Source organism: Collimonas rhizosphaerae (genome assembly GCF_038896935.1).
In the GTDB taxonomy this organism is placed as follows: domain Bacteria; phylum Pseudomonadota; class Gammaproteobacteria; order Burkholderiales; family Burkholderiaceae_D; genus Collimonas; species Collimonas rhizosphaerae.
Window position 1 is genome coordinate 153,824 of the sequence record NZ_JBANDC010000007.1, and the last position, 18,664, is coordinate 172,487.

General features: G+C 61.4%; 18 protein-coding genes. 7 read left to right on the forward strand and 11 right to left on the reverse strand.

Annotated elements, in window-relative coordinates:
- The first annotated feature begins 158 nt into the window (after positions 1 to 158).
- Positions 159 to 1,502 carry an MFS transporter gene (locus V8G57_RS12065; RefSeq protein WP_342829696.1) on the forward strand — a complete coding sequence of 448 codons (1,344 nt, stop codon included), beginning with the start codon at positions 159 to 161 and terminating at the stop codon, positions 1,500 to 1,502.
- Between the two features lie 226 nt (positions 1,503 to 1,728).
- Positions 1,729 to 2,973, forward strand: coding sequence for an alkaline phosphatase family protein (locus V8G57_RS12070; RefSeq protein WP_342829602.1), 1,245 nt, complete (start codon positions 1,729 to 1,731; stop codon positions 2,971 to 2,973).
- A 32-nt stretch (positions 2,974 to 3,005) separates the two neighbouring features.
- On the opposite strand, the gene V8G57_RS12075 is transcribed toward V8G57_RS12070, so the two are convergent.
- Entirely contained in the window at positions 3,006 to 3,665 is a 660-nt protein-coding gene (locus V8G57_RS12075; RefSeq protein WP_092398624.1) for a class I SAM-dependent methyltransferase, read from the reverse strand.
- 205 nt (positions 3,666 to 3,870) lie between these two features.
- On the opposite strand from V8G57_RS12075, the gene V8G57_RS12080 reads away from it, so the two are divergent.
- The 4 genes from V8G57_RS12080 (at position 3,871) to V8G57_RS12095 (ending at position 8,151) form a co-directional block, all read left to right on the forward strand.
- Positions 3,871 to 4,833, forward strand: a complete 963-nt coding sequence (locus V8G57_RS12080) for an aliphatic sulfonate ABC transporter substrate-binding protein (protein WP_342829603.1) — start codon at positions 3,871 to 3,873, stop codon at positions 4,831 to 4,833.
- A gap of 35 nt (positions 4,834 to 4,868) precedes the next feature.
- Positions 4,869 to 6,173, forward strand: a complete 1,305-nt coding sequence (locus tag V8G57_RS12085; protein ID WP_342829604.1) for an LLM class flavin-dependent oxidoreductase — start codon at positions 4,869 to 4,871, stop codon at positions 6,171 to 6,173.
- Positions 6,174 to 6,468: 295 nt separating this feature from the next.
- Positions 6,469 to 7,203, forward strand: coding sequence for an SDR family oxidoreductase (locus tag V8G57_RS12090; RefSeq protein WP_342829605.1), 735 nt, complete (start codon positions 6,469 to 6,471; stop codon positions 7,201 to 7,203).
- Between the two features lie 48 nt (positions 7,204 to 7,251).
- Positions 7,252 to 8,151 (forward strand): SDR family oxidoreductase, encoded by a 900-nt coding sequence (locus V8G57_RS12095; protein WP_342829606.1) that lies wholly within the window; start codon positions 7,252 to 7,254, stop codon positions 8,149 to 8,151.
- A gap of 7 nt (positions 8,152 to 8,158) precedes the next feature.
- On the opposite strand, the gene V8G57_RS12100 is transcribed toward V8G57_RS12095, so the two are convergent.
- From V8G57_RS12100 to V8G57_RS12115, 4 genes are read right to left on the reverse strand one after another with little or no spacing between them, the layout of a single operon-like run.
- Positions 8,159 to 8,479: a hypothetical protein gene (locus V8G57_RS12100; RefSeq protein ID WP_092398632.1), complete on the reverse strand. Its 321-nt coding sequence runs from the start codon at positions 8,477 to 8,479 to the stop codon at positions 8,159 to 8,161.
- 8 nt (positions 8,480 to 8,487) lie between these two features.
- On the reverse strand, positions 8,488 to 9,381 hold the full coding sequence (locus V8G57_RS12105; protein WP_092398634.1) for a type II secretion system F family protein: 894 nt from the start codon (positions 9,379 to 9,381) through the stop codon (positions 8,488 to 8,490).
- Positions 9,382 to 9,414: 33 nt separating this feature from the next.
- Entirely contained in the window at positions 9,415 to 10,272 is an 858-nt protein-coding gene (locus V8G57_RS12110; RefSeq protein ID WP_092398636.1) for a type II secretion system F family protein, read from the reverse strand.
- Positions 10,265 to 12,106, reverse strand: coding sequence for a TadA family conjugal transfer-associated ATPase (locus V8G57_RS12115; protein ID WP_342829608.1), 1,842 nt, complete (start codon positions 12,104 to 12,106; stop codon positions 10,265 to 10,267). Before V8G57_RS12115 ends, V8G57_RS12110 begins: the two co-directional genes overlap by 8 nt.
- Between V8G57_RS12115 and V8G57_RS12120 the strand changes: the two genes are divergently transcribed.
- On the forward strand, positions 12,105 to 12,443 hold the full coding sequence (locus V8G57_RS12120) for a DUF192 domain-containing protein (RefSeq protein WP_342829609.1): 339 nt from the start codon (positions 12,105 to 12,107) through the stop codon (positions 12,441 to 12,443). The genes V8G57_RS12115 and V8G57_RS12120 overlap by 2 nt on opposite strands.
- Positions 12,444 to 12,458: 15 nt before the next feature.
- Here the strand turns inward: V8G57_RS12120 and V8G57_RS12125 are convergent, their stop codons facing one another.
- The 6 genes from V8G57_RS12125 to V8G57_RS12150 all read right to left on the reverse strand — a co-directional run bounded on the left by V8G57_RS12125 (position 12,459) and on the right by V8G57_RS12150 (position 18,658).
- Positions 12,459 to 14,102, reverse strand: a complete 1,644-nt coding sequence (locus V8G57_RS12125; protein WP_342829610.1) for a type II and III secretion system protein family protein — start codon at positions 14,100 to 14,102, stop codon at positions 12,459 to 12,461.
- Positions 14,103 to 14,128: 26 nt separating this feature from the next.
- Positions 14,129 to 15,112: a Flp pilus assembly protein CpaB gene (gene cpaB, locus V8G57_RS12130; protein ID WP_092398644.1), complete on the reverse strand. Its 984-nt coding sequence runs from the start codon at positions 15,110 to 15,112 to the stop codon at positions 14,129 to 14,131.
- A 101-nt stretch (positions 15,113 to 15,213) separates the two neighbouring features.
- Positions 15,214 to 16,512 (reverse strand): TadE/TadG family type IV pilus assembly protein, encoded by a 1,299-nt coding sequence (locus V8G57_RS12135; protein WP_092398646.1) that lies wholly within the window; start codon positions 16,510 to 16,512, stop codon positions 15,214 to 15,216.
- Positions 16,513 to 16,535: 23 nt separating this feature from the next.
- Positions 16,536 to 16,715, reverse strand: a complete 180-nt coding sequence (locus V8G57_RS12140; protein ID WP_092398648.1) for a hypothetical protein — start codon at positions 16,713 to 16,715, stop codon at positions 16,536 to 16,538.
- 29 nt (positions 16,716 to 16,744) lie between these two features.
- Positions 16,745 to 17,458, reverse strand: coding sequence for a hypothetical protein (locus V8G57_RS12145; protein ID WP_144737505.1), 714 nt, complete (start codon positions 17,456 to 17,458; stop codon positions 16,745 to 16,747).
- Between the two features lie 24 nt (positions 17,459 to 17,482).
- Positions 17,483 to 18,658 (reverse strand): hypothetical protein, encoded by a 1,176-nt coding sequence (locus V8G57_RS12150; RefSeq protein ID WP_139220075.1) that lies wholly within the window; start codon positions 18,656 to 18,658, stop codon positions 17,483 to 17,485.
- Positions 18,659 to 18,664: the final 6 nt, after the last annotated feature.

Below are 18,664 nucleotides of genomic sequence, written 5' to 3' on the forward strand. Positions count from 1 at the left end.
TATGCGTTGGCGATTGGACGTTTTGTCCTACCCTTACCAGTGTGTTGTTTCGTAAATAATGAGGCTTCAGGTTTGCGAAGCGGCACACTCAGGAAGGGTTCGGCACGGCCGGTTGGCATGGCCAGTATTGACAGAAACCCACTAGAGACAAAATTATGATGACGAGCACCCATAGCCACAATGGCGAAGTTTCCGCTGATTTCTCGTCGCACTCGACCGTCAGTGATGCGCGAAACGCTAAACCAGACTCTATCGCCCCCGGCGAGATAGCTATCGGCGTAGTAATCGGCCGAGCGTCTGAATATTTCGACTTTTTCGTGTACGCCATGGCCTCGGTGCTGGTGTTTCCCTCGGTGTTCTTCCCGTTCGAGCAGCAGCTGGAAGGCACGCTTTACGCATTCGTGATTTTCTCCTTTGCCTTTCTGGCAAGGCCGTTCGGCACGGTCCTGTTCATGGCGATCCAGCGCCGCCTCGGACGCGAGGTCAAATTGACGGCAGCGCTCTTCATATTAGGCATCTCCACGGCCGGGATTGCCTTCCTGCCAACCTTCCAGCACCTGGGATTCTACGCCATCGTCTTGCTGGCGCTGCTGCGCATCGGCCAAGGCATTGCGCTGGGCGGCTCCTGGGACGGCCTGCCCTCGCTGCTGGCGCTGAATGCGCCGCAGAACCGGCGCGGCTGGTACGCCATGCTGGGCCAGCTGGGAGCGCCGGTAGGCTTCATGATCGCCGGCGGCCTGTTTGCTTACCTGCTGTCGAACCTGACCACCGAAGACTTCCTTGACTGGGGCTGGCGCTATCCGTTCTATGTGGCGTTCGCCATCAACGTCGTCGCCCTGTTCGCCCGCCTGCGCCTGGTATCGACGCCGGAATATGCGCGCTTGCTCGACGAACGCGAACTGGAGCCGACCAACGCCCTGGAAATGACGCGCTCGCAAGGACGCAACGTCATCATCGGCGCCTTGGCAGCCTTGGCCAGCTACGCCCTGTTCCATCTGGTGACGGTGTTCCCGCTGTCCTGGATCACCCTGTATTCGATGCGTTCCGTGAGCGACTTCCTGATCATCCAGGTCATCGGCGCCGGACTCATGGCGCTGGGCGTAGTCGCCTCCGGCCTGATCGCCGACCGCCTCGGCCGCCGCACCACCCTCGGCGCCTGCGCGGTGCTGATCGCGGTGCTGAGCGCCTTTGTGCCGACCCTGATGAACGGCGGCGAATTTGGCCAGAACGTCTTCATCCTGCTGGGCTTCATCCTGCTAGGCCTGTCGTACGGCCAGGCCGCCGGCGCCGTCACCGCCAACTTCCCGGCGAAATACCGTTACACCGGCGCCGCCCTCACCTCCGACCTGTCCTGGCTGGTGGGAGCCGGTTTCGCACCGCTGGTGGCGCTTGGCCTTTCGGCCCATTTCGGCCTGGCTTACGTCAGCTTTTACCTGCTGTCGGGCGCGGCCTGCTCGCTGGCAGCATTGAGCCTGAACCGCGCCCTGGAAATCCGCGATTGACGACCTTCCGCTGACAATGCAGAAAGCCTGTTTTCACATGAAAACAGGCTTTTTTTATTTCCGTGACCCGTCCTAAGACAAGTTGTCAAAGGCATGATCGGCATCATTGTTCCGTGCGCACCTCTTTCCGCCACGCCCAAATTCATTCGGCCGTAACAAATGGCATGTATCTTCGGCAGGCTTCCATCCCGGCCACGCCATCACCTTCCGTCCTCAGAAAAACATCGTGAAAAATTCGCTTTTCCACCCGCTTCTCCGCAACCTGTTTTGCCTGTTGCTGCCGGCAATCGTTGCCGGCTGCGCGCCAGCCACGCTGCAGCCGCCGGCACAAGACGCAAGACCGCCGCTGATCCTGGTATCGATCGACGGTTTCAAGCCGGATTACCTGACCCGCAGCGTCACGCCGAACCTCAACGCCCTCGCGGCACAAGGCGCCAGGGCCGAGGCCATGCGGCCGTCTTTTCCGTCAATCACTTTCCCCAATCACTACACGCTGGTGACAGGATCAAGGCCAGACCGCCATGGCATCGTCGGCAACACCATTGAAGACAGCAGGATTCCGGGCGCCCGTTTCAGCCTCGGCAACCGGGAAGCGACCAATGACCGCCGCTGGTGGGACGAAGCAGAGCCGATATGGGTCACCGCCGAGCAACGCGGCGTGCGCACCGCGACCATGTTCTGGCCGGGATCCGAGGCCGCCATCCATGGCGTTCGTCCGAGCGAATGGCGCAGTTACGACAGCAAGCTGCCAGCGAACCAGCGCGTCGACACCTTGCTAGGCTGGCTGGACAAGCCGGTCGCATCGCGCCCGGCTTTCCTGACGCTGTATTTCGAAGATGTCGACCACGCCGGGCACGAATACGGCCCGGATGCGGCGCAGACCACCGAGGCTGCGGCGCACGTCGACGAAGCGATAGGCAGGCTGGCAGCCGGACTGCAGGCGCGCGGCATCAAGGCCAACATCGTGGTCGTGTCCGACCACGGCATGGCCGCCATGAGCAAGCAGAGGGTTATCCGCTTGGACCAGGTAGCGCCGGCCGGCAGCTATCGGGTAGTGACGGGCGGGACTTACGCCGGACTTGAAGCAACGCCGGGAAAGGATGGCGTGTTAGCTGATGCGCTGCTGAAGCCGCAAGCGCATATGCAGTGCTGGCGCAAAGAGGCAATGCCGCCGCGCTTCCACTACGGCCGGAATCCGCGCGTGCCGAGCTTCATCTGCCTGGCTGAAACCGGCTGGCAGATTGCAGCCGACGCCCGTTCTGCCGAGCGGACGCCGGCGGGCGGCCACGGCTATGACAACATGGCGGCCGAGATGCAGGCGATTTTCATCGCAGCAGGGCCGGCGTTCAAGACCGGCATCGTCCTGGCGCCGTTCGACAATGTCGACGTCTATCCGCTCATGATGAATTTGATCGGCTTGCAGCCGCTGCCGTCGGACGGTGAAATGACGCTGGCGCCGGCCTTGAACTGAGCCAGGGAAATATGGACGGCGGCGCTGAACGCTCAGCGTTTGCGCGCCAGCGTCAAGCCGTCGCCGACCGGCAGCATGGACAGGTCGATCCGCTCGTCGCGGTGCAGCTTGCGGTTCAGGTCCTGCAAGGCGGCGGTGTCGTCATCTTCCGCGACATCGGCGACGCTGCCGCCCCACAGCACATTGTCGATGGCGATCAGTCCGCCTGGACGCAATAACTGCAGGCAGCGCTCATAGTAGGCATCGTAGCCGGTCTTGTCGGCGTCGATAAAGGCAAAATCGTATTGCCCCGCGGCGCCGGCGGCAAGGCGGGCGTCGAGCGTCGCCAGCGCCGGCGCCAGCTGCAAGTCGATCTTGTGCACGACTCCGGCCGCTTCCCAATACGGGCGCGCAATGCTGGTGTATTCGTCGCTGATGTCGCAGGCCAGGATGTGGCCGTCGTCGGGCAGCGCAAGCGCCACGGACAGCGCGCTATAGCCGGTGAACACGCCGATTTCAATCGTGTTGCGCGCCCCCGTCAAACGTATCAGCAAGGCCATGAACTGGCCCTGCTCGGGAGAAATCTGCATGCCGCCGCGCGCATGCTTGGCGGTCGCTGCGCGCAGCGCGGTTTGCGCTGGATGCTCACGCAGCGAATGCGTCAGCAGGTAATCGTAGAGAGTATCGTCGAGATTCAGCGTGCGGCTGGACATGGCATGCGCTCCTGGAATGAAGGCAATCAATTTACCATACCCGCCATGGGCCGGCTGCCGCCGGATATGACGCGGCAGGCGGCGCTTATACAGAAACCAATTTAGCATCGTCGAAACGCTTCGTTCCCCTTCCCCGCCGCTGCGACTAGCATGGTCGTTTGCATGCAGGATGCATGCGCCAGACCGATTGAGGGAACCCGTAGAGATGAAGACCATATCCAGCCAGAGGCGGCTTGTTTTACAGGGACTGGCCGCCGGCGCGGCGGTTGCTGCGCTGCCGGCCTTGGCGGCCGAAGAGCGTACGCTGCGCATCGGTTACCAGAAGTTCAACACGCTCAACATCCTGAAAGGCAGCGGCAACCTGGAACAGGCTTTGCAGCCGCTGGGATGGAAAGTCAAATGGTTCGAGTTTGCGGCCGGCCCGCAGCTGACCGAAGCCCTGAATGGCGACGCCATCGATTTCGGCCATGCCGCCGACACGCCCTCCGCCTTTGCCAACGCCGCCGGCGTCAATGCCGTGTACCTGGCCGCCGAACAGCCCTATCCGAAAGGCATCGGGATTTTTGTCGCGCAGGATTCGCCGATCCGCTCTGTAAAGGAGCTGAAGGGCAAGAAAGTCGCGCTGGGACGCGGCTGGAATGTGCAATACCTGCTGGTGCGGGCGCTGGAGGAAGCCGGCTTGAGCTACAGCGACATCGTCCCGGTCTACGTCACCAACGCGGCCGACGTGCGCGCCACTTTCCAGTCCGGCAATGTCGACGCCGCTACGCTGTGGGATCCCTACCTGGCGGGCCAGCAGGTTTCGACCAGTCCGCGCATCCTGCGCGACGGCGCCGGCTTGTCCAGCAACCGCACCTTCCACCTGGCCAATCCCGGTTTCGTCGACCGCAACAAGAACATCATCCGCATCCTGTTTGCCGAACTGAAAAAAACCAATGCCTGGGCCCAGTCCCACCCGCAGGAAACCGCGGCCTTGCTGGCGCCGCAGCTGGGCGTCGACCCCAAGGTGTTGCAGCTGGCGACCGAGCGCCGCAACTACACCGTGGTGCCGATCGACGCCGCCATCATCGCCGAACAGCAGCAGATCGTGGAAGTCTTCTACAAACTGAACCTGATCAAGGCGCAGGTGCAAGTCAAAGACAAGGTGTACGCCGAGGCTTTGCTGTAGCGCCTGTTGACCCGACCCGTTACGGAAAATGAACCATGATGCACCTTGCCGCCTTCCTGATCGCCGGCAACGCCGCCCACAGCCAGGTTTTGTGGCGCCATCCGGAAAGCAGCCCGGGCGGTTTCCTGAAACTCGATTATTACGCGCGCATCGCGCAAACGCTGGAACGCGGAAAATTCGACCTGCTGTTTTTTGCCGACCGCCTGGCAGTCTCGACCCGCTTCGGCGGCGACCACCGCTATGGCGTCAGCCACGGCGACCAGGATGCGACCCGGCTCGATCCCTTGCCGGTGCTGGGCGCATTGGCTGCCCTTACCAGCAAAATAGGACTGGGCGCGACACGTTCAACCACCTACAGCCAGCCGTATAGCCTGGCGCGCGAGTTCGCCACCCTGGACCATCTTTCGTCCGGACGCGCGGCATGGAACGTGGTGACTTCGGTCAACCAGGGCGAAGCCGACAATTTCGGCTTGCGCCATACCTTGAGCCACGACGCACGCTATGACCGCGCCGACGAATTACTCGACGTGGTGCATCAGCTGTGGGGCAGCTGGGCGCCCGACGCGCTGCTGCTGGAGGCAAGCAGCGGCCGTTACGCCGATGCCGACCGGGTGTCTGCGATTGCCCACAGCGGCGCCTACTTCAATGTGCGCGGACCGCTGAACATTCCAGCCTCGCCGCAGCGCGGGCCGGTCATCATCCAGGCCGGATCGTCGCAGCGCGGACAGGATTTTGCCGCGCGCTGGTCGGAAGTGGTGTTCGGCATACAGCCCGACCTGCCCCGCATGCAGCGCTTTTACCAGGACCTGAAAAGCCGTGCCGCCAAATTCGGCCGCAAGCCTGGCGACATCAAGGTGCTGACCGCCGTCATGCCTTTTGTCGGCGCTTCGCGCGCCGAGGCCGAAGACAAGCGCGCCCGGCACAACGCGCTGGTCGATCCTATCGTCGGGCTGTCGACGCTGTCGAGCCACATGAACGTGGATTTTTCAGGCTACGCGCTGGATGCACCCATCGCCGACCTGGAAGTAGCCGGCATGCAAGGCTTGTTCAGCCTGATCCGCGAGCTGTCCGCCGAACGCCAGCTCACGCTGGCGGACATCGGCCGCATGTATGCCAGCGGCGTATTGGTGCCGCAGGTAGCCGGCACCGCCGCCGACATCGCCGACTGGATGGCGCATATCGTGGCGCAGCAAGGCGCTGACGGTTTCGTCATCACGCCGGTGCATTTACCGAACGGCTTTGAAGATTTTGTTGACCTGGTGGTGCCGGAATTGCAAGAACGCAAACAGTTCCGCCTTGACTACCGGGGCGACACCCTGCGCAGCTACCTGCAAGGCTGATTTCCCCCAAGCCCGGAAATATCCCGCCGCGGCTTGCCGCGCCGTCCTGCATTCACCTGCCGCGCGCAGGTGAAGCCTGCAATTTTCCTATCCGTAGCCCCCACCACCTTCCTTGAACGCCAGGTGTTGGTCCCGCTCACCCAATTGTTGATGATTATTGAATAGTATTGTCAATTGCAGCCAGTTTATCCATAAAAAATTAACCGGCATGATGTATCCACTGCCCGGCAAACCGATATCCAGGCACACCAGGGTGGTTAAAAACAACCCTCAAACCAATCTCAAGGAGCTTCACATGAACAACGCAAAAGTAGCCATCGTCACCGGATCGTCGCGCGGCATCGGCGCGGCAGTAGCGCAACGGCTGGCCGCAGACGGCTTTGCCGTCATCGTCAATTACGCCGGCAGCGCCGCGGCGGCCGAAACGCTGGCCCGGCAGCTGGTCCAGCAAGGCGGCCAGGCGCTCGCAGTGCAGGCCGATGTCAGCGACCCGGCCGCGGTGCGCGCCATGTTCGATGCCGCGGAACAGGCATTCGGCGGCGTCGACGTGCTGGTCAACAATGCCGGCATCATGCTCAATGCCGCTATCGCCGACACCGACGATGCCGGCTTCGACCGCCAGGTCGCCATCAACCTCAAAGGCAGCTTCAACACCCTGCGCGAAGCCGCCAGACGGTTGCGCAACGGCGGCCGCATCATCAACTTCTCGTCAAGCGTGGTCGGCATGCTGCAACCGTCCTATGGCGTGTACGCCGCCACCAAGGCAGCAGTGGAAGCGATGACCAGCGTGCTCGCCAAGGAGCTGCGCGGCAAGAACATCACGGTCAACGCCGTCGCGCCAGGGCCGACCGCCACCGACCTGTTCCTCAACGGCAAACCGCAAGAAGTGGTCGAGCGCCTCGCCAAGCTGGCGCCGCTCGAACGCCTGGGCCAGCCGCAGGACATCGCCGCCACAGTCGCCTTCCTGGCCGGCGCCGACGGCGGCTGGATCAACGGCCAGGTGCTGCGCGCCAACGGCGGCATCATCTGAGCGCTGGAACGACGCGCCATTTTTAGATACCCGCGAAAGGAAAACATCATGCAGCAAGTCATCGTCATCACCGGCGCCTCCAGCGGCTTCGGCGCCCTCGCCGCCCGCGCCCTGGCCGACGCCGGGCATATCGTGTATGCCAGCATGCGCGAAACCAAGGGCCGCAATGCGCCCCAGGTCGCTGAAGCCGCGCGCTATGCCGCCGAACACAAGGTCGACCTGCGCAGCGTCGAGCTCGACGTCGCCGCCGCCGATTCGGTCGACGCCGGCATCGCCAGCATCATCGCCGCCTGCGGCCGGCTCGACGTGGTGATCCACAATGCCGGCCACATGTCGTTCGGCCCGGCGGAAGCATTTACGCCGGAACAGTTCGCCCAGCTGTACGACATCAACGTGCTCAGTACGCAACGCGTCAACCGCGCCGCCCTGCCGCAATTGCGCAAGCAAGGCAAGGGCCTGGTCATGTGGATTTCTTCCAGCAGCGCGCGCGGCGGCACGCCGCCTTACCTGTCGCCGTATTTCGCGGCCAAGGCTGCCATGGATTCGCTGGCGGTGTCGTATGCGGGAGAACTGGCGCGCTGGGGCATAGAGACCTCGATCATCGTGCCTGGCGCATTCACCAAGGGCACCAATCATTTCGCTCATTCCGGCGCACCGGCCGACAAGGCGCGCGCTGCCGAGTATGACAATGGTCCCTACGCCGGCGTGCCGCAGCAGGCGCTGCAGGGACTGGCGGCGCTGGAGCCGGCCGACGCCGATGCCGGATCGGTGGCCGACGCCATCGTCGCAGTGATCGGCATGCCTTTCGGCAGCCGTCCGTTGCGGACCCATATCGATCCTTCGCAAGATGGCTGCGAGATCGTCAACGGCGTCGCCGACCGTGTGCGCAGCGAGATGTTCCGCCGCATCGGCCTGGAAGACCTGCTGCGCCCGAAGGTAATCGGCTGATGCGGTTTTAGCCGGCCTTCTTCAGGCAAGCCGCCTTGGCCAGGTCGAGGCGTTTTTCCAGGTTGGCTTCCAGCGACGGCGATTTACCGGTCTGCACCAGCAGGTTGTATTCGCTTTGCGGCACGCTGTCCCAGTAGGCATCGGATACGCAGCCGCAAAAGGCCGGCATTTTTTCCGGCGCCTTTGGCGCACCGCGCGCCGATCCGCCCATTTTCAGGCAGATGTCGGTATTGGCTTTCTTCAATTCCGGCATGACCTTGGCGCCCCATGCCAGCTGGCTGGCGGCGGCCAAGGAAAATGCGGCAATCGCGGCGACGATTTTTTTCATCTTTTCTCTTATTTGAAATTCATCAGGATAGTCATCACGATCGGGAAAGCAATGATGATAAAGGTAATCGGGAAGATGAACATGATCAGGGGCGCGATCATTTTCATCGGCGCTTCCATCGCCAGCTTCTCGGCGCGCTGGAACCGTTCGGTGCGCTTTTGTTCGGCGAACTTGCGCAAGGTGGGGCCGAGCGGCACGCCGAGCTTGTCGCACTGCAGGACGATGCCGACAAAACGCGAAATGTCGATGTTGCCGGTGCGGCGCGCGAACTTGCCCAAGGCGTCGGCGCGGCCGGCGCCGGTTTTCATGTCGCGCACCACCCGTTCGATCTCATGGCGCAAGATGCATTCCGGGCCGCGCTCGCAGAAATTGACGATGGCAGTGTTCAAGGTCAGGCCGCATTCGCAGCAAAGCGTCACGATATCGACGAAAGACGGGAAATAGCGTGAGATTTCAATATTGCGCTTCTTCTTCTGGTCGCGGATCCACATCAGCGGATAAAACCAGCCTATCAGGCCCAGCACCAGCATGATGATGAGCACGATGTAGTCGACGCCAAACGCTGCCAGGCCGACCAGCGCCGCAAAAAAAAGCGTCACTGCCAGCGAGAAGAACTGCAAGGCGTAAGTCTCGCCGGGCGTCATGAAATATTCCAGGCCGGCGGTGTTCAGCATCTGCTTGCGTTTCTGCAGGCGCGCCTCCGACACAGTCGCGCCAAAATAGAAATCGAAGAACATCACGCCATTCCAGACTTTTTTCAGCAACGGCGGCAGCGGATCCATGTTCGGCCGGAATTTGGTGACCTTGACGTTGGCCACCAGCCGGAACAGGTAAAACATGAATACGCTAAGGCTGCCGAAGGCCAGTATGATCGCGCCGTAAAGATAGATTGAGCTGCTCATGGCATTTTTCCGATAACGATAGGTCCGCGGCCGTCAGACATCGATGGCCAGGATTTTCTGGATCACCTTGTGGCCGATATAGGCCATGGTGAGACAGATGAAGAGTACGATCTTGCCGTAAAACGTGGTCAGCAGCAGCCCCATTTCGGCCGGCTGGATGAAGAACAGCGCAATCCCGACCAGCGCCGGCAGGCAGATCATGACCCAGCCCTGCATCTTGCCCTGCGCCGTCAGCGACCTGATCTTGCCTTCGATCGTCAGCTTTTGCTGGATGGTGTTGGACAGGCTCATCAGCGTTTCCGACAGGTTGCCGCCCACCGATTTCGAGATCCGGAAGGTCATCACCAGCAGCTGGAAATCGACCAGGTCGATGCGCTTGCCGACTTCTTCGATCGCCGTTTCAAAATCGACGCCGACCTTCTGCAGCCGGATCACATGCGCAAACTCGCTGGCCAGCGGCGAGCTGCTCTCCTTGGAATACGACTGCAAGGCAATGCTTAGCGACACGCCGGCCGTCAGGCTGGAAGCGATCACGGTGAGCGCCGTCGGCAATTCGTATTCGATGCTGTTGAGGCGGCGCTTGCGCTTGTAGTTGCTGATCCAGAGCGGCGCCTTGAAGATGAAATAGCCAATCAGCAGCACCAGAAATATGTTGCGCAGCACGAAATAGATTACCAGCACCAGCATAAGGGCTGCCGCCACCTGGGCGAACAGCACCATGTAGACGCGGCCGTCGCGCAGTCCGGTCCATTCCTTGATGTGGCCGATGTAGCGCACGTGCATGTCGAACAGCACCTTGAGGAAGTAGCTCTTCGAGTTCATCAAAGACCAGGCGACGAACAGCACCAGCGCAAACAGGATCCCTGAAAACAGCAATATCTGGTTATTCATTTTCCAATCTCTCCATAAAGACCGGTTTCATCCCAGAATACCGGAATTCGCCATAAGTCTTGCCGTTGTGGTCAAGGCCCTCGCGATGAAACTTGAAGATGTCCTGCAGCTGGACGGTTTCCGATTCGATGCCGACCACTTCGGTGATCGCCGTCACCTTGCGCGCGCCGCAGGAATAGCGCGTGAGCTGGATGATCAGGTGCACCGCCGAAGAAATCTGTTCGCGGATCGCCCGCACCGGCAGGTTCATGCCGGCCATCAGCACCAGCACCTCCATCCGCGCCAGCGCGTCGCGCGGCGAATTGGCGTGCAAGGTGGTCATCGAGCCATCGTGGCCGGTATTCATGGCCTGCAGCATGTCCAGCGCTTCGCCGCCGCGGCACTCGCCGACGATGATGCGGTCAGGCCGCATCCGCAGCGAATTGCGCACCAGGTCGCGGATCGCCACATGGCCCTTGCCCTCGACATTGGGCGGCCGGCTTTCCAGCGACACCAGGTTCGGCTGCGACAGCTGCAGCTCGGCCGCATCTTCGATGGTGACGATGCGCTCATCGTCCGGCACGAAAGCCGACATCATGTTGAGAAAAGTGGTTTTACCTGAGCCCGTACCGCCGGAGACCACGATGTTCAAGCGCTGCTCGACTGCGCTGCGCAAGATGTTGAGCATGTCCTCGGTCATCGACCCATATTTGATCAGGTCTTCGGCCACCATCTTGCGCCGCGAAAATTTCCGGATGGTCAGTGTCGGTCCGCGCAGCGACAGCGGCGAAATGATCGCATTCACCCGCGAGCCGTCGCGCAGGCGCGCATCGACCATCGGCGAACTTTCATCGATACGCCGCCCTAGCGGCGTGACGATCCGTTCGATCGCGCCCAGCACCGCCAGGTCGCTGGTGAAGGTAGCGCTGGAAAGCTCCAGCCGTCCGCCGCGCTCTACCCATATTTCATCGTGGCGGTTGACCATGATTTCGGTCACGCTTTCGTCGGCGATCATCGGCTCCAGCGGCCCCAGCCCGACCGCCTCGTCCAGCACCTCCTTGGTCAGCAGGTCGGTGTCGATGTTGTCCGGCAGCGTGAAGGTGGTGCTCAGCAATTCCTTGATCAGGCTCTTGACGTTGGCCTTGAGGTCGTGCTCCGACATCTTGTTGGCGTCGATACGGCGCAAATCGATTTCATGCAGCACTGCTTCATGCAAGGCCTTGCGCCAGCGCGAAAACTCGAAATCGATCACGCGCGCCGGGATATTCGCGATTTGCTTGCCGCCGGCGCCTGGGCGGGTTCCGGGATGCGGCGCCGCTGGCGCAGGCGCTGCCGCAGCTGCGACCGGCGCCGAGCGAGGCGGCAGTGGCGGCGCCTGGATCGGCGCTGCAATGTGCGGGCGCGGCGCGGCAGGAGCCTGGCTGGCCTGTTTCAGCGGGCGTTCCGCTACCAGCACTTCTTCGTAGTCATGCTCGATGGCGCTGATCGCATGGTTGACGGCGTGGTTCTGCCGCTCGCGGCCGGCGCCGGCTTCATGCCTTTCCTGGTTGGTATGCAAGGTCAGGCTGTAATTGCCGATCTTGATCACGGTGTTGCTGCTCAGCGGCCCGAGACGGTTGATGCGCTCGCCGTCGACCCAGGTGCCGAAGATGCTGCCGCTGTCTTCGATGAAGACACTGCCCTCGTTGAGCAGGAAAGTCGCGTGCAGCTTGCTGACATTCCAGCCTTTGAGGCGCAGGTCGCAGCTCTCCGCCTTGCCGAGGACGAAGCGATCCTTGTCGACGAAAACTTCATCGAGTATGTCATAATCGTCCGCGACCACCATCAACACAAATCCACTTTGGCTCTCTGCCATGAAAATTATTCCCGCATATAGAAATGATCAGATCATCATCGCCAATGTCACCATCGGCGACTCGTTTTTAAGCCGTGCGCGCGGCCTGATGTTCACCAGGACGCTAGCGCCTGACAGCGCCTACCTGCTCAAGGACTGCAATTCCGTCCATACTTTTTTCATGCATTTCACCATCGGCGTGGTGTATCTGTCGCAAGACTTCGCCATCACCAAGATCGTCCCGGTCCTGGAGCGCCGCAGCCTGTCCTCCGACCGCTCCGCGCGCCACACCCTTGAACTCCATCCCGCCACCCTTGCCGCGCTGTCCCTGCGCGTCGGCGACCGGCTGCACTTCTAGCCGGCCGCCGCCGAATCAGTGACTGCCGTACTCAGGCGGCAATGCCGGTTCCGGCCGCGGCGCCGGCTGCACCGGCGGCTTGACCGGCATTTCCTTCTGCAGGTTGCGCAGCGTCGGCAACTCGGCTTCCTCCGGCATGCCCACTGCCTTGCGCGACTGGTTGATGCGGTTGCTTATGTTGCGCAAGGCATTCGAACTTTCCCCAGACTCCCCATCCTGCGTATGCGGGATCGCCACCAGGTATACCTCGGTCTGGTTGCGGATGGTGCCGGTGCTCTTGAACAGGTTTCCCAGCAACGGCACGTCGCCCAGCCCCGGCACTTTCTGGATATCGGTGCTGCCGTCCTGGCTGTACAGGCCCGACAAGATGATGGCGTCGCCGGTCTTCACGGAAAAATCGGTCTCGGTGCGGCGTGTGGTGAAACCCGGAATGCCGCCGACGCTGACGGTCGGGTCGATCTTGCTGACCTCAGCCTTGAGGATCCCGGTGATGTTGCTGAACGCATCCAGCTTCGGTGCGATCTCGATCAGGATGCCGTAAGGCTTGAAGGTGACGTTGGTGCCGTTCTGGCTGACCGTCGGGATCGGCACCTCGCCGCCGGCGACGAACCTGGCCTGGCCGCCGTTGCGGGTAGCAATGCTGGGCGAAGCCAGCACAAAGGCGTCGCCGCTGTCGACCGCCAGCTGGATCACCGAGGGAATCGCAATCGAGGCATTGACGCTGGCGCTGACGCCGCGCAGTTTCTCATTCGGCAAATCGAACTTGCCGCCTGTGCCCGTGTCTTGCGGCAAGGGCCGCAGGTTGACCGCGCCGCGCGAGGCTTCGCCGAAGATACCGATGTTGAAGCCGTTGAAGCTCTTGGCCCAGTTGACGCCGAGGTTTTCCAGGTAGCCCTTCTTGAATTCGACAAAATACAGGTCGAACACCAGCATCTGCGATTCCTGCTTGTAAGCCGGCACGGTGTCGATGTCGAGCTTGGTGCTGTTGATCAGGTTGGCGTACTGGTCGGTCAATGCCGTGATTTTGGAAAGATCTTCGCGCGAGCGGATATTGCCCTCGACGTAGAGACGGTCGCCACGGCGCACCACATCTACGTCCGGCAGGCCGGCCAGTGCAGCCTTGATGTCGCGCTGCTGCTTGATGACGTTGAGCGCAGTCACCCGCAAGCGGATTTCGCGCGAAAAGTTCGGCTTGTTCCAGAGCAGGATGTTGGTCAGGCCGACTTCCTGCGCAATGATCAGCAGCCGGGTCTTTTCAATCACCGCGGTCGAAGCGATCTTGCCGTTGCCGATGGCGATGCGGTTAACCGCACCTACCTCGATCACGCGCGCCTCGCCGGCATACATGACCAGCTCATCATCCACCGCCTGCTGCACCCTCGGGGCGCCATGGCCGGTCGAAGGACTCAAAGCGACCAGGTCGCCGGCATTGCGGATAGGAATCCCTTCTGGTCCGCTCATCTGGTTTCTTTGTTCGATCGCATTGCCGTCCAGGTATTCGACGCCGCCGTTGCTGCTGCTGCGGACCTGGTTCTGGCTGGTTTTTTGTGCCTTGTTCTGGTTTTGCAACGTCTCCGGCAAAGGTGTAGCGGCAAAGGCGCGGCTGCCAATCAGGGCGGACAACAGCAGGCAGGAGCGGAAGGTTCTTGGATTAGTCATGTTATTGCGTGGCTTTTTGTTGGATATCATTGTGGATTACCGGCTGCGCTGCCCAGGAGACGCTTGAAGGCTTCGAGCTTCCTCGCCTGGTCCTCGCTGTTGTCGGCATATTCGCCAGTCTTGAAGCGGCCGCCGATGATGTAGTCGACCTGCGGGCCGGGCATCTGCAGGCGGCGCTTGGCGTCAGGATCGATGACATCGGACAGGAACAGCCTTTTCTCGGCGTCGCCCTGGTCGTCAGGACTGCGCAGCACGGCGACGATGCGGGCGCCGGTCTGCACCAGGATGACTTTCTGGGCGTCTGCCGCCGGCACCGAGATAGTCACCGTGCTGTAGGTAGCGCGTCCGGCCTGGCCCTGGCGCTCGCCCAGACCGGCTTCACGCGCGCGGTCAGCCGCCAGCACTTCGCGCACCGTGGTCTGGCCGGTGGCGCGTACTTCGATATTTTTCAGCAACGGCGCCAGCACCGTGTCTTCCTGCTGCGGCCCGGCGCTGGGCGGCCCTTCCTGCGGCCGCTTCATCATGTAGAACAGGTCGATGTGGTCGCCGGCGCGCAGCAGGCCGGAGAAAGAATTGATCTCGTCCACCGGGATCGTGATGGCGCGGCTGCCGGCCTCGATCGACTTCGAAAACGGCACCGATTCGTACATCAGGAAATACGATTCCAGCAAGGGCGTACCCTTGCGCACCGGGCGGATGATCTTCTTGCCGATATAGGCATCGATCTGCTCCGGCGAGATGACGTCGAAGTTCATGTATTCCTTGGGCACCGTGCGCGAGGCCAGCTGCTCCATGGTCAGCACGTCGCCGGGGTTGAGGTCGATCCGCGGCACCGTCACCGTGGTGCGCACCTTGCTGGCTTCGTCGCTCAGGCTTTTTTCGATTTCACTGGAACGGGTTTTCAGGTAGCTGTTGGCGAGGAAGACGGCGAATGCGGCAATCAGGACGATGATGACCAGCGGCAGCGCTTTCTTGATTTTTTGCAGGTTGATGAAACGTTTTATATTCATGATGTGAGAGTAAAAGTAATCGTCGTTGCGAACTGGCGGGAGTCGCTGCTGGTATTGGAAAATCGGAGGTATTGCGGCTCTGGCGGAAAATGCGCAACAGCCTAGTGGGTAGCTTTGTCATAATCCTCGCCCCACCAGTGTTCCTTCACATCGTTCTTTTCGCCGGCGGCCCAGTCGCCCATGTCCATCGCGCCCAGGCAAAAGCCGATCTGCGGCTCGGCCGGATCGAACTTTCCTTCCAGCCGGCTCAGGATGCTGTTCCAGATCAGCCTGACCACGTCGAAGGCCTGGTAGCCGCCGCTGCCGCCGATAGGCGGCGATTTGGTTCCCAACGGGTAGAAGGGATGCCAGTGCAAGGCGTTTTGCGCCCGGTAGCTGGCCGATGAGGAAAACGGATAGCGGCCGCGTTCCAGCGCCTTGGCCTGGAATGACGCAGCAATGCCGGAGCTCTGGCTGCTGTCGCCGAACAGGCGCGTGAGGCCGATGATGATGCTGTTGGCGATAGGCACCTTGAGCGGATAGCTCCACCAGATCTCGATCGACAGCACGGTATTTTCCTGGATGCTCTTGTTGGTGATGTCGCCTTTCAGCTTGCTGTCGGACAGATCTTCTCCGCCGTCGGGAGCGACCGTGCCTAGCGGCGTGCGGAAACGCATGTAGTCGGCCGGCAGCTTGAGGATGCCGTAATCGAGCCCCTGCAATTCAATCACGCCGGATTCCAGGAAGGCGGCCTGGGTCGGATTGTGGTACAGGATGCAGGAATTGAACATCGCGTCTTTGTAGGCTTCGACCTGGGCTTCGACTACTGCTCCCTTGCCGGTGTCGTTACCCATGTACATCGGCGTGATGCCGTTGATGTACCCCTGCAGCACCGAGCTGTCGCCATAGCGCATCAGGCCCTTGACGAAGGCCCATACCGCCGGTCCGATTTTCTGCTTGGCCTTGCCGAGGAAGCCGGAGATAGGACCGGCGCGGTTTGCCGCTTCGTCGGGATCGCCGCTGGACGAGCCGGCCGCATTGTTGACCGGCACGCCGTTGCTGGCGGCTTCGGCCTGGCCGGAGCCGGCCAGCTCATTGCCCGGGGTAGTGACAGTCGAGGTTACATCGCGCCCGGACGAGTCCTTGCTGTGCACGATCTTGCCGACCGCCGCATAACCAAGGTTGCCCAGCTGCGCCGTCAGCGGATCGGTGACGAAACGCGGCACCACCCGGCCGTTGCTCATGGCGCCGATGCGCGCCGCTTCCTGCACCGCAAAGTTGTGCGCCAGCTTGGCCCGGTACATCAAGACCATTTGCAGGCACAGCAAGGCAAATATCAGCACCACCGGGATCGCGACGACGAATTCGGCCAGGCTGGCGCCACGCCCCAGTTTCAGATTTCTTCCGACTTTGATCAACATATATTACGCTCTCGGCTTGTTTGCTAAATTGGCGTGGCGCTGACACCTAAGCCGTTGATGTAACTGAAATTCAGATGACGTATGGCGTCCAGCAGCAGGCTGAGCAAGGACACCCCGTCCACCGACACGAACAGCACCAGCGCCACGCACACCAGCAGGATCGAATATTCAACCGCGGCCTGCCCTTGCTGGCGGCGCTTCATTGCTGTTCCCTGCTGCATCGGCCGCCTCTTCATCGTGTAATCCAGTTGACCACGACAAAGGTCTGGCCGGCACCCCTGGTAAAGGTGTAGGTCGCTTCCTGCTGCTTGGGCGAGACATAGCGCATCACCGTGCCGCCGTTGTCTTCGGCGGTTTTCTTGAAGCTCAGTTTCCACGCTTCCGCAGCGCGGTCTTCCTGGTAAAACGCAATGTTCTGTTCCATGTCGAAATTGTTGGTCATGGTGGTCAGGATCGATTCGCCCACCATGTCCACCGTGCGTACTTCGTTCAAGATCACCGTGCCCGGGGGCTTGCGCAGATGCTTGGCAAGCACCGGCGCCTTGGTGTCGATGTCCTGCTCCATGCGCGCAGGCAGGTCCGACATGCTGAGGTAGCCTTGGGTCTGCTTGCGGTTGTTGCTGCTCAGGTTGGCCTGTTTCAGCCAGCCATCCTTGACGCCAACGATCTGCACTTCATGGCCGGCCGCCTTGGTGGTGACTTTCCATTTAGCCTTGGCCCAGCTCGCCGCCAATATCACCGCGGCTTCCCGCAGCGGCTGCGGCCCCTCGATTTCATAGATCAGCATCGGTAAACCATTCACCTCGATTTCATCGGCCAGGCGGGTCTGTTGCCAATTATCCGGCACGCCGTCCAGCATCAAACCTTCCACCGACTTCCATTTATCCGCTGCATATGCGCCGGTGCACAGCAACAGGCACCAGCAAACCGCCATCAACACTTTCAAATAAATCCCCTTTTACCTTGTCTACTACGGCGCCGGAGAAAAGCGCCAGGCTGGATTGTCGAACATGGAGATGGTGCGCGCGCGCATGATGCCGGCCGGGCACAGCTCATCCTGGGTGTATTGGGTCAGCCGGATGGCGCGTCCGGGATCGGCCGTGCAGTTCACCGCCATATAGTCTGCTTCGGCCATGCTGCCCGCGAGGCTGAGATTTTCCTTGTAGTCGTCGGTAGATTTGTATGCCTTGATGATGCCGCTGGGATTTTTCAGGCTGTTGAAATCCAGGCCCATGCCCTGCGAGACCAGGGTCGAGACCTGGGCCGGGTTGATGCCGGCCAGGTCGACCCGGAAATTGCCGCCGAAACCGGAAGCACCGCCGATCAGTCCCGGCAGGTTGAAGTAATTACTGTTGAGTATCTTGCCGACCGGATTGCCGGTGCTGCCGGAGCTGGCGGCGCCGTCGTAAAACGGGCTGAGCTGCTCGGCGATGCGGTGGTTCGCCACCGGCACCGGCGCCGACCAGGAATTGGTGACCATGGTCAGGCTGCCCAGGCTGCGCGGATTGAGACCGCCGGCAGGTGTGCCGGTTTCCCCTTTGGCGATGCCGAAGGTTTTTTCCATGTAATTCTTGATGAAATCGCTGAGGCCGATCGTGCCGCTGACCTGGACCCGTTCGTAGGGTTCGCGGTCCAACGTCAGGTTGGTCAGGGTATTGCCGGTCGGGTCGAATCCCATCGGCCCGCCCGGCGACTTGCTGGAATTGGTGGAAACGCTCAAGGCGCCGTTGGCGATGGAGCCAAAGGTTGCGTTCTCGAATTTGTCGGTAAAGAAGCGCGCCGCGGTGCTCATCCAGTCGGCATGGTCCTGCAGCAGCGCGGTGCTGCCGTCGGCCTGGCTCTGGCGCGCGCCGCGCGGCGTCAGGTAGACGTTGCGGAACACATTGGGAGCAAGGGCGGCGTCGCCGCTGTACAGCGATTTGTAATCGGCATCGCCGTTCGCCTTGTAGGCGGTGCGCTCCCACACCGCGAAGCGCGCCGCTTCGGTATTGAGCTGCTTCAGTTCGCCGAAACGCCAGACCCACTGCAAACCGAACAGGAACAGCATGAGCACGCTGCAGGCCAGGATCGACTCGAACAAGGCCTGCCCTCGCTGGCCGGGTCCGGCCTTGCGCGGCAATGTGAAAATTCTGGATGAGATAGGCATGGGGTC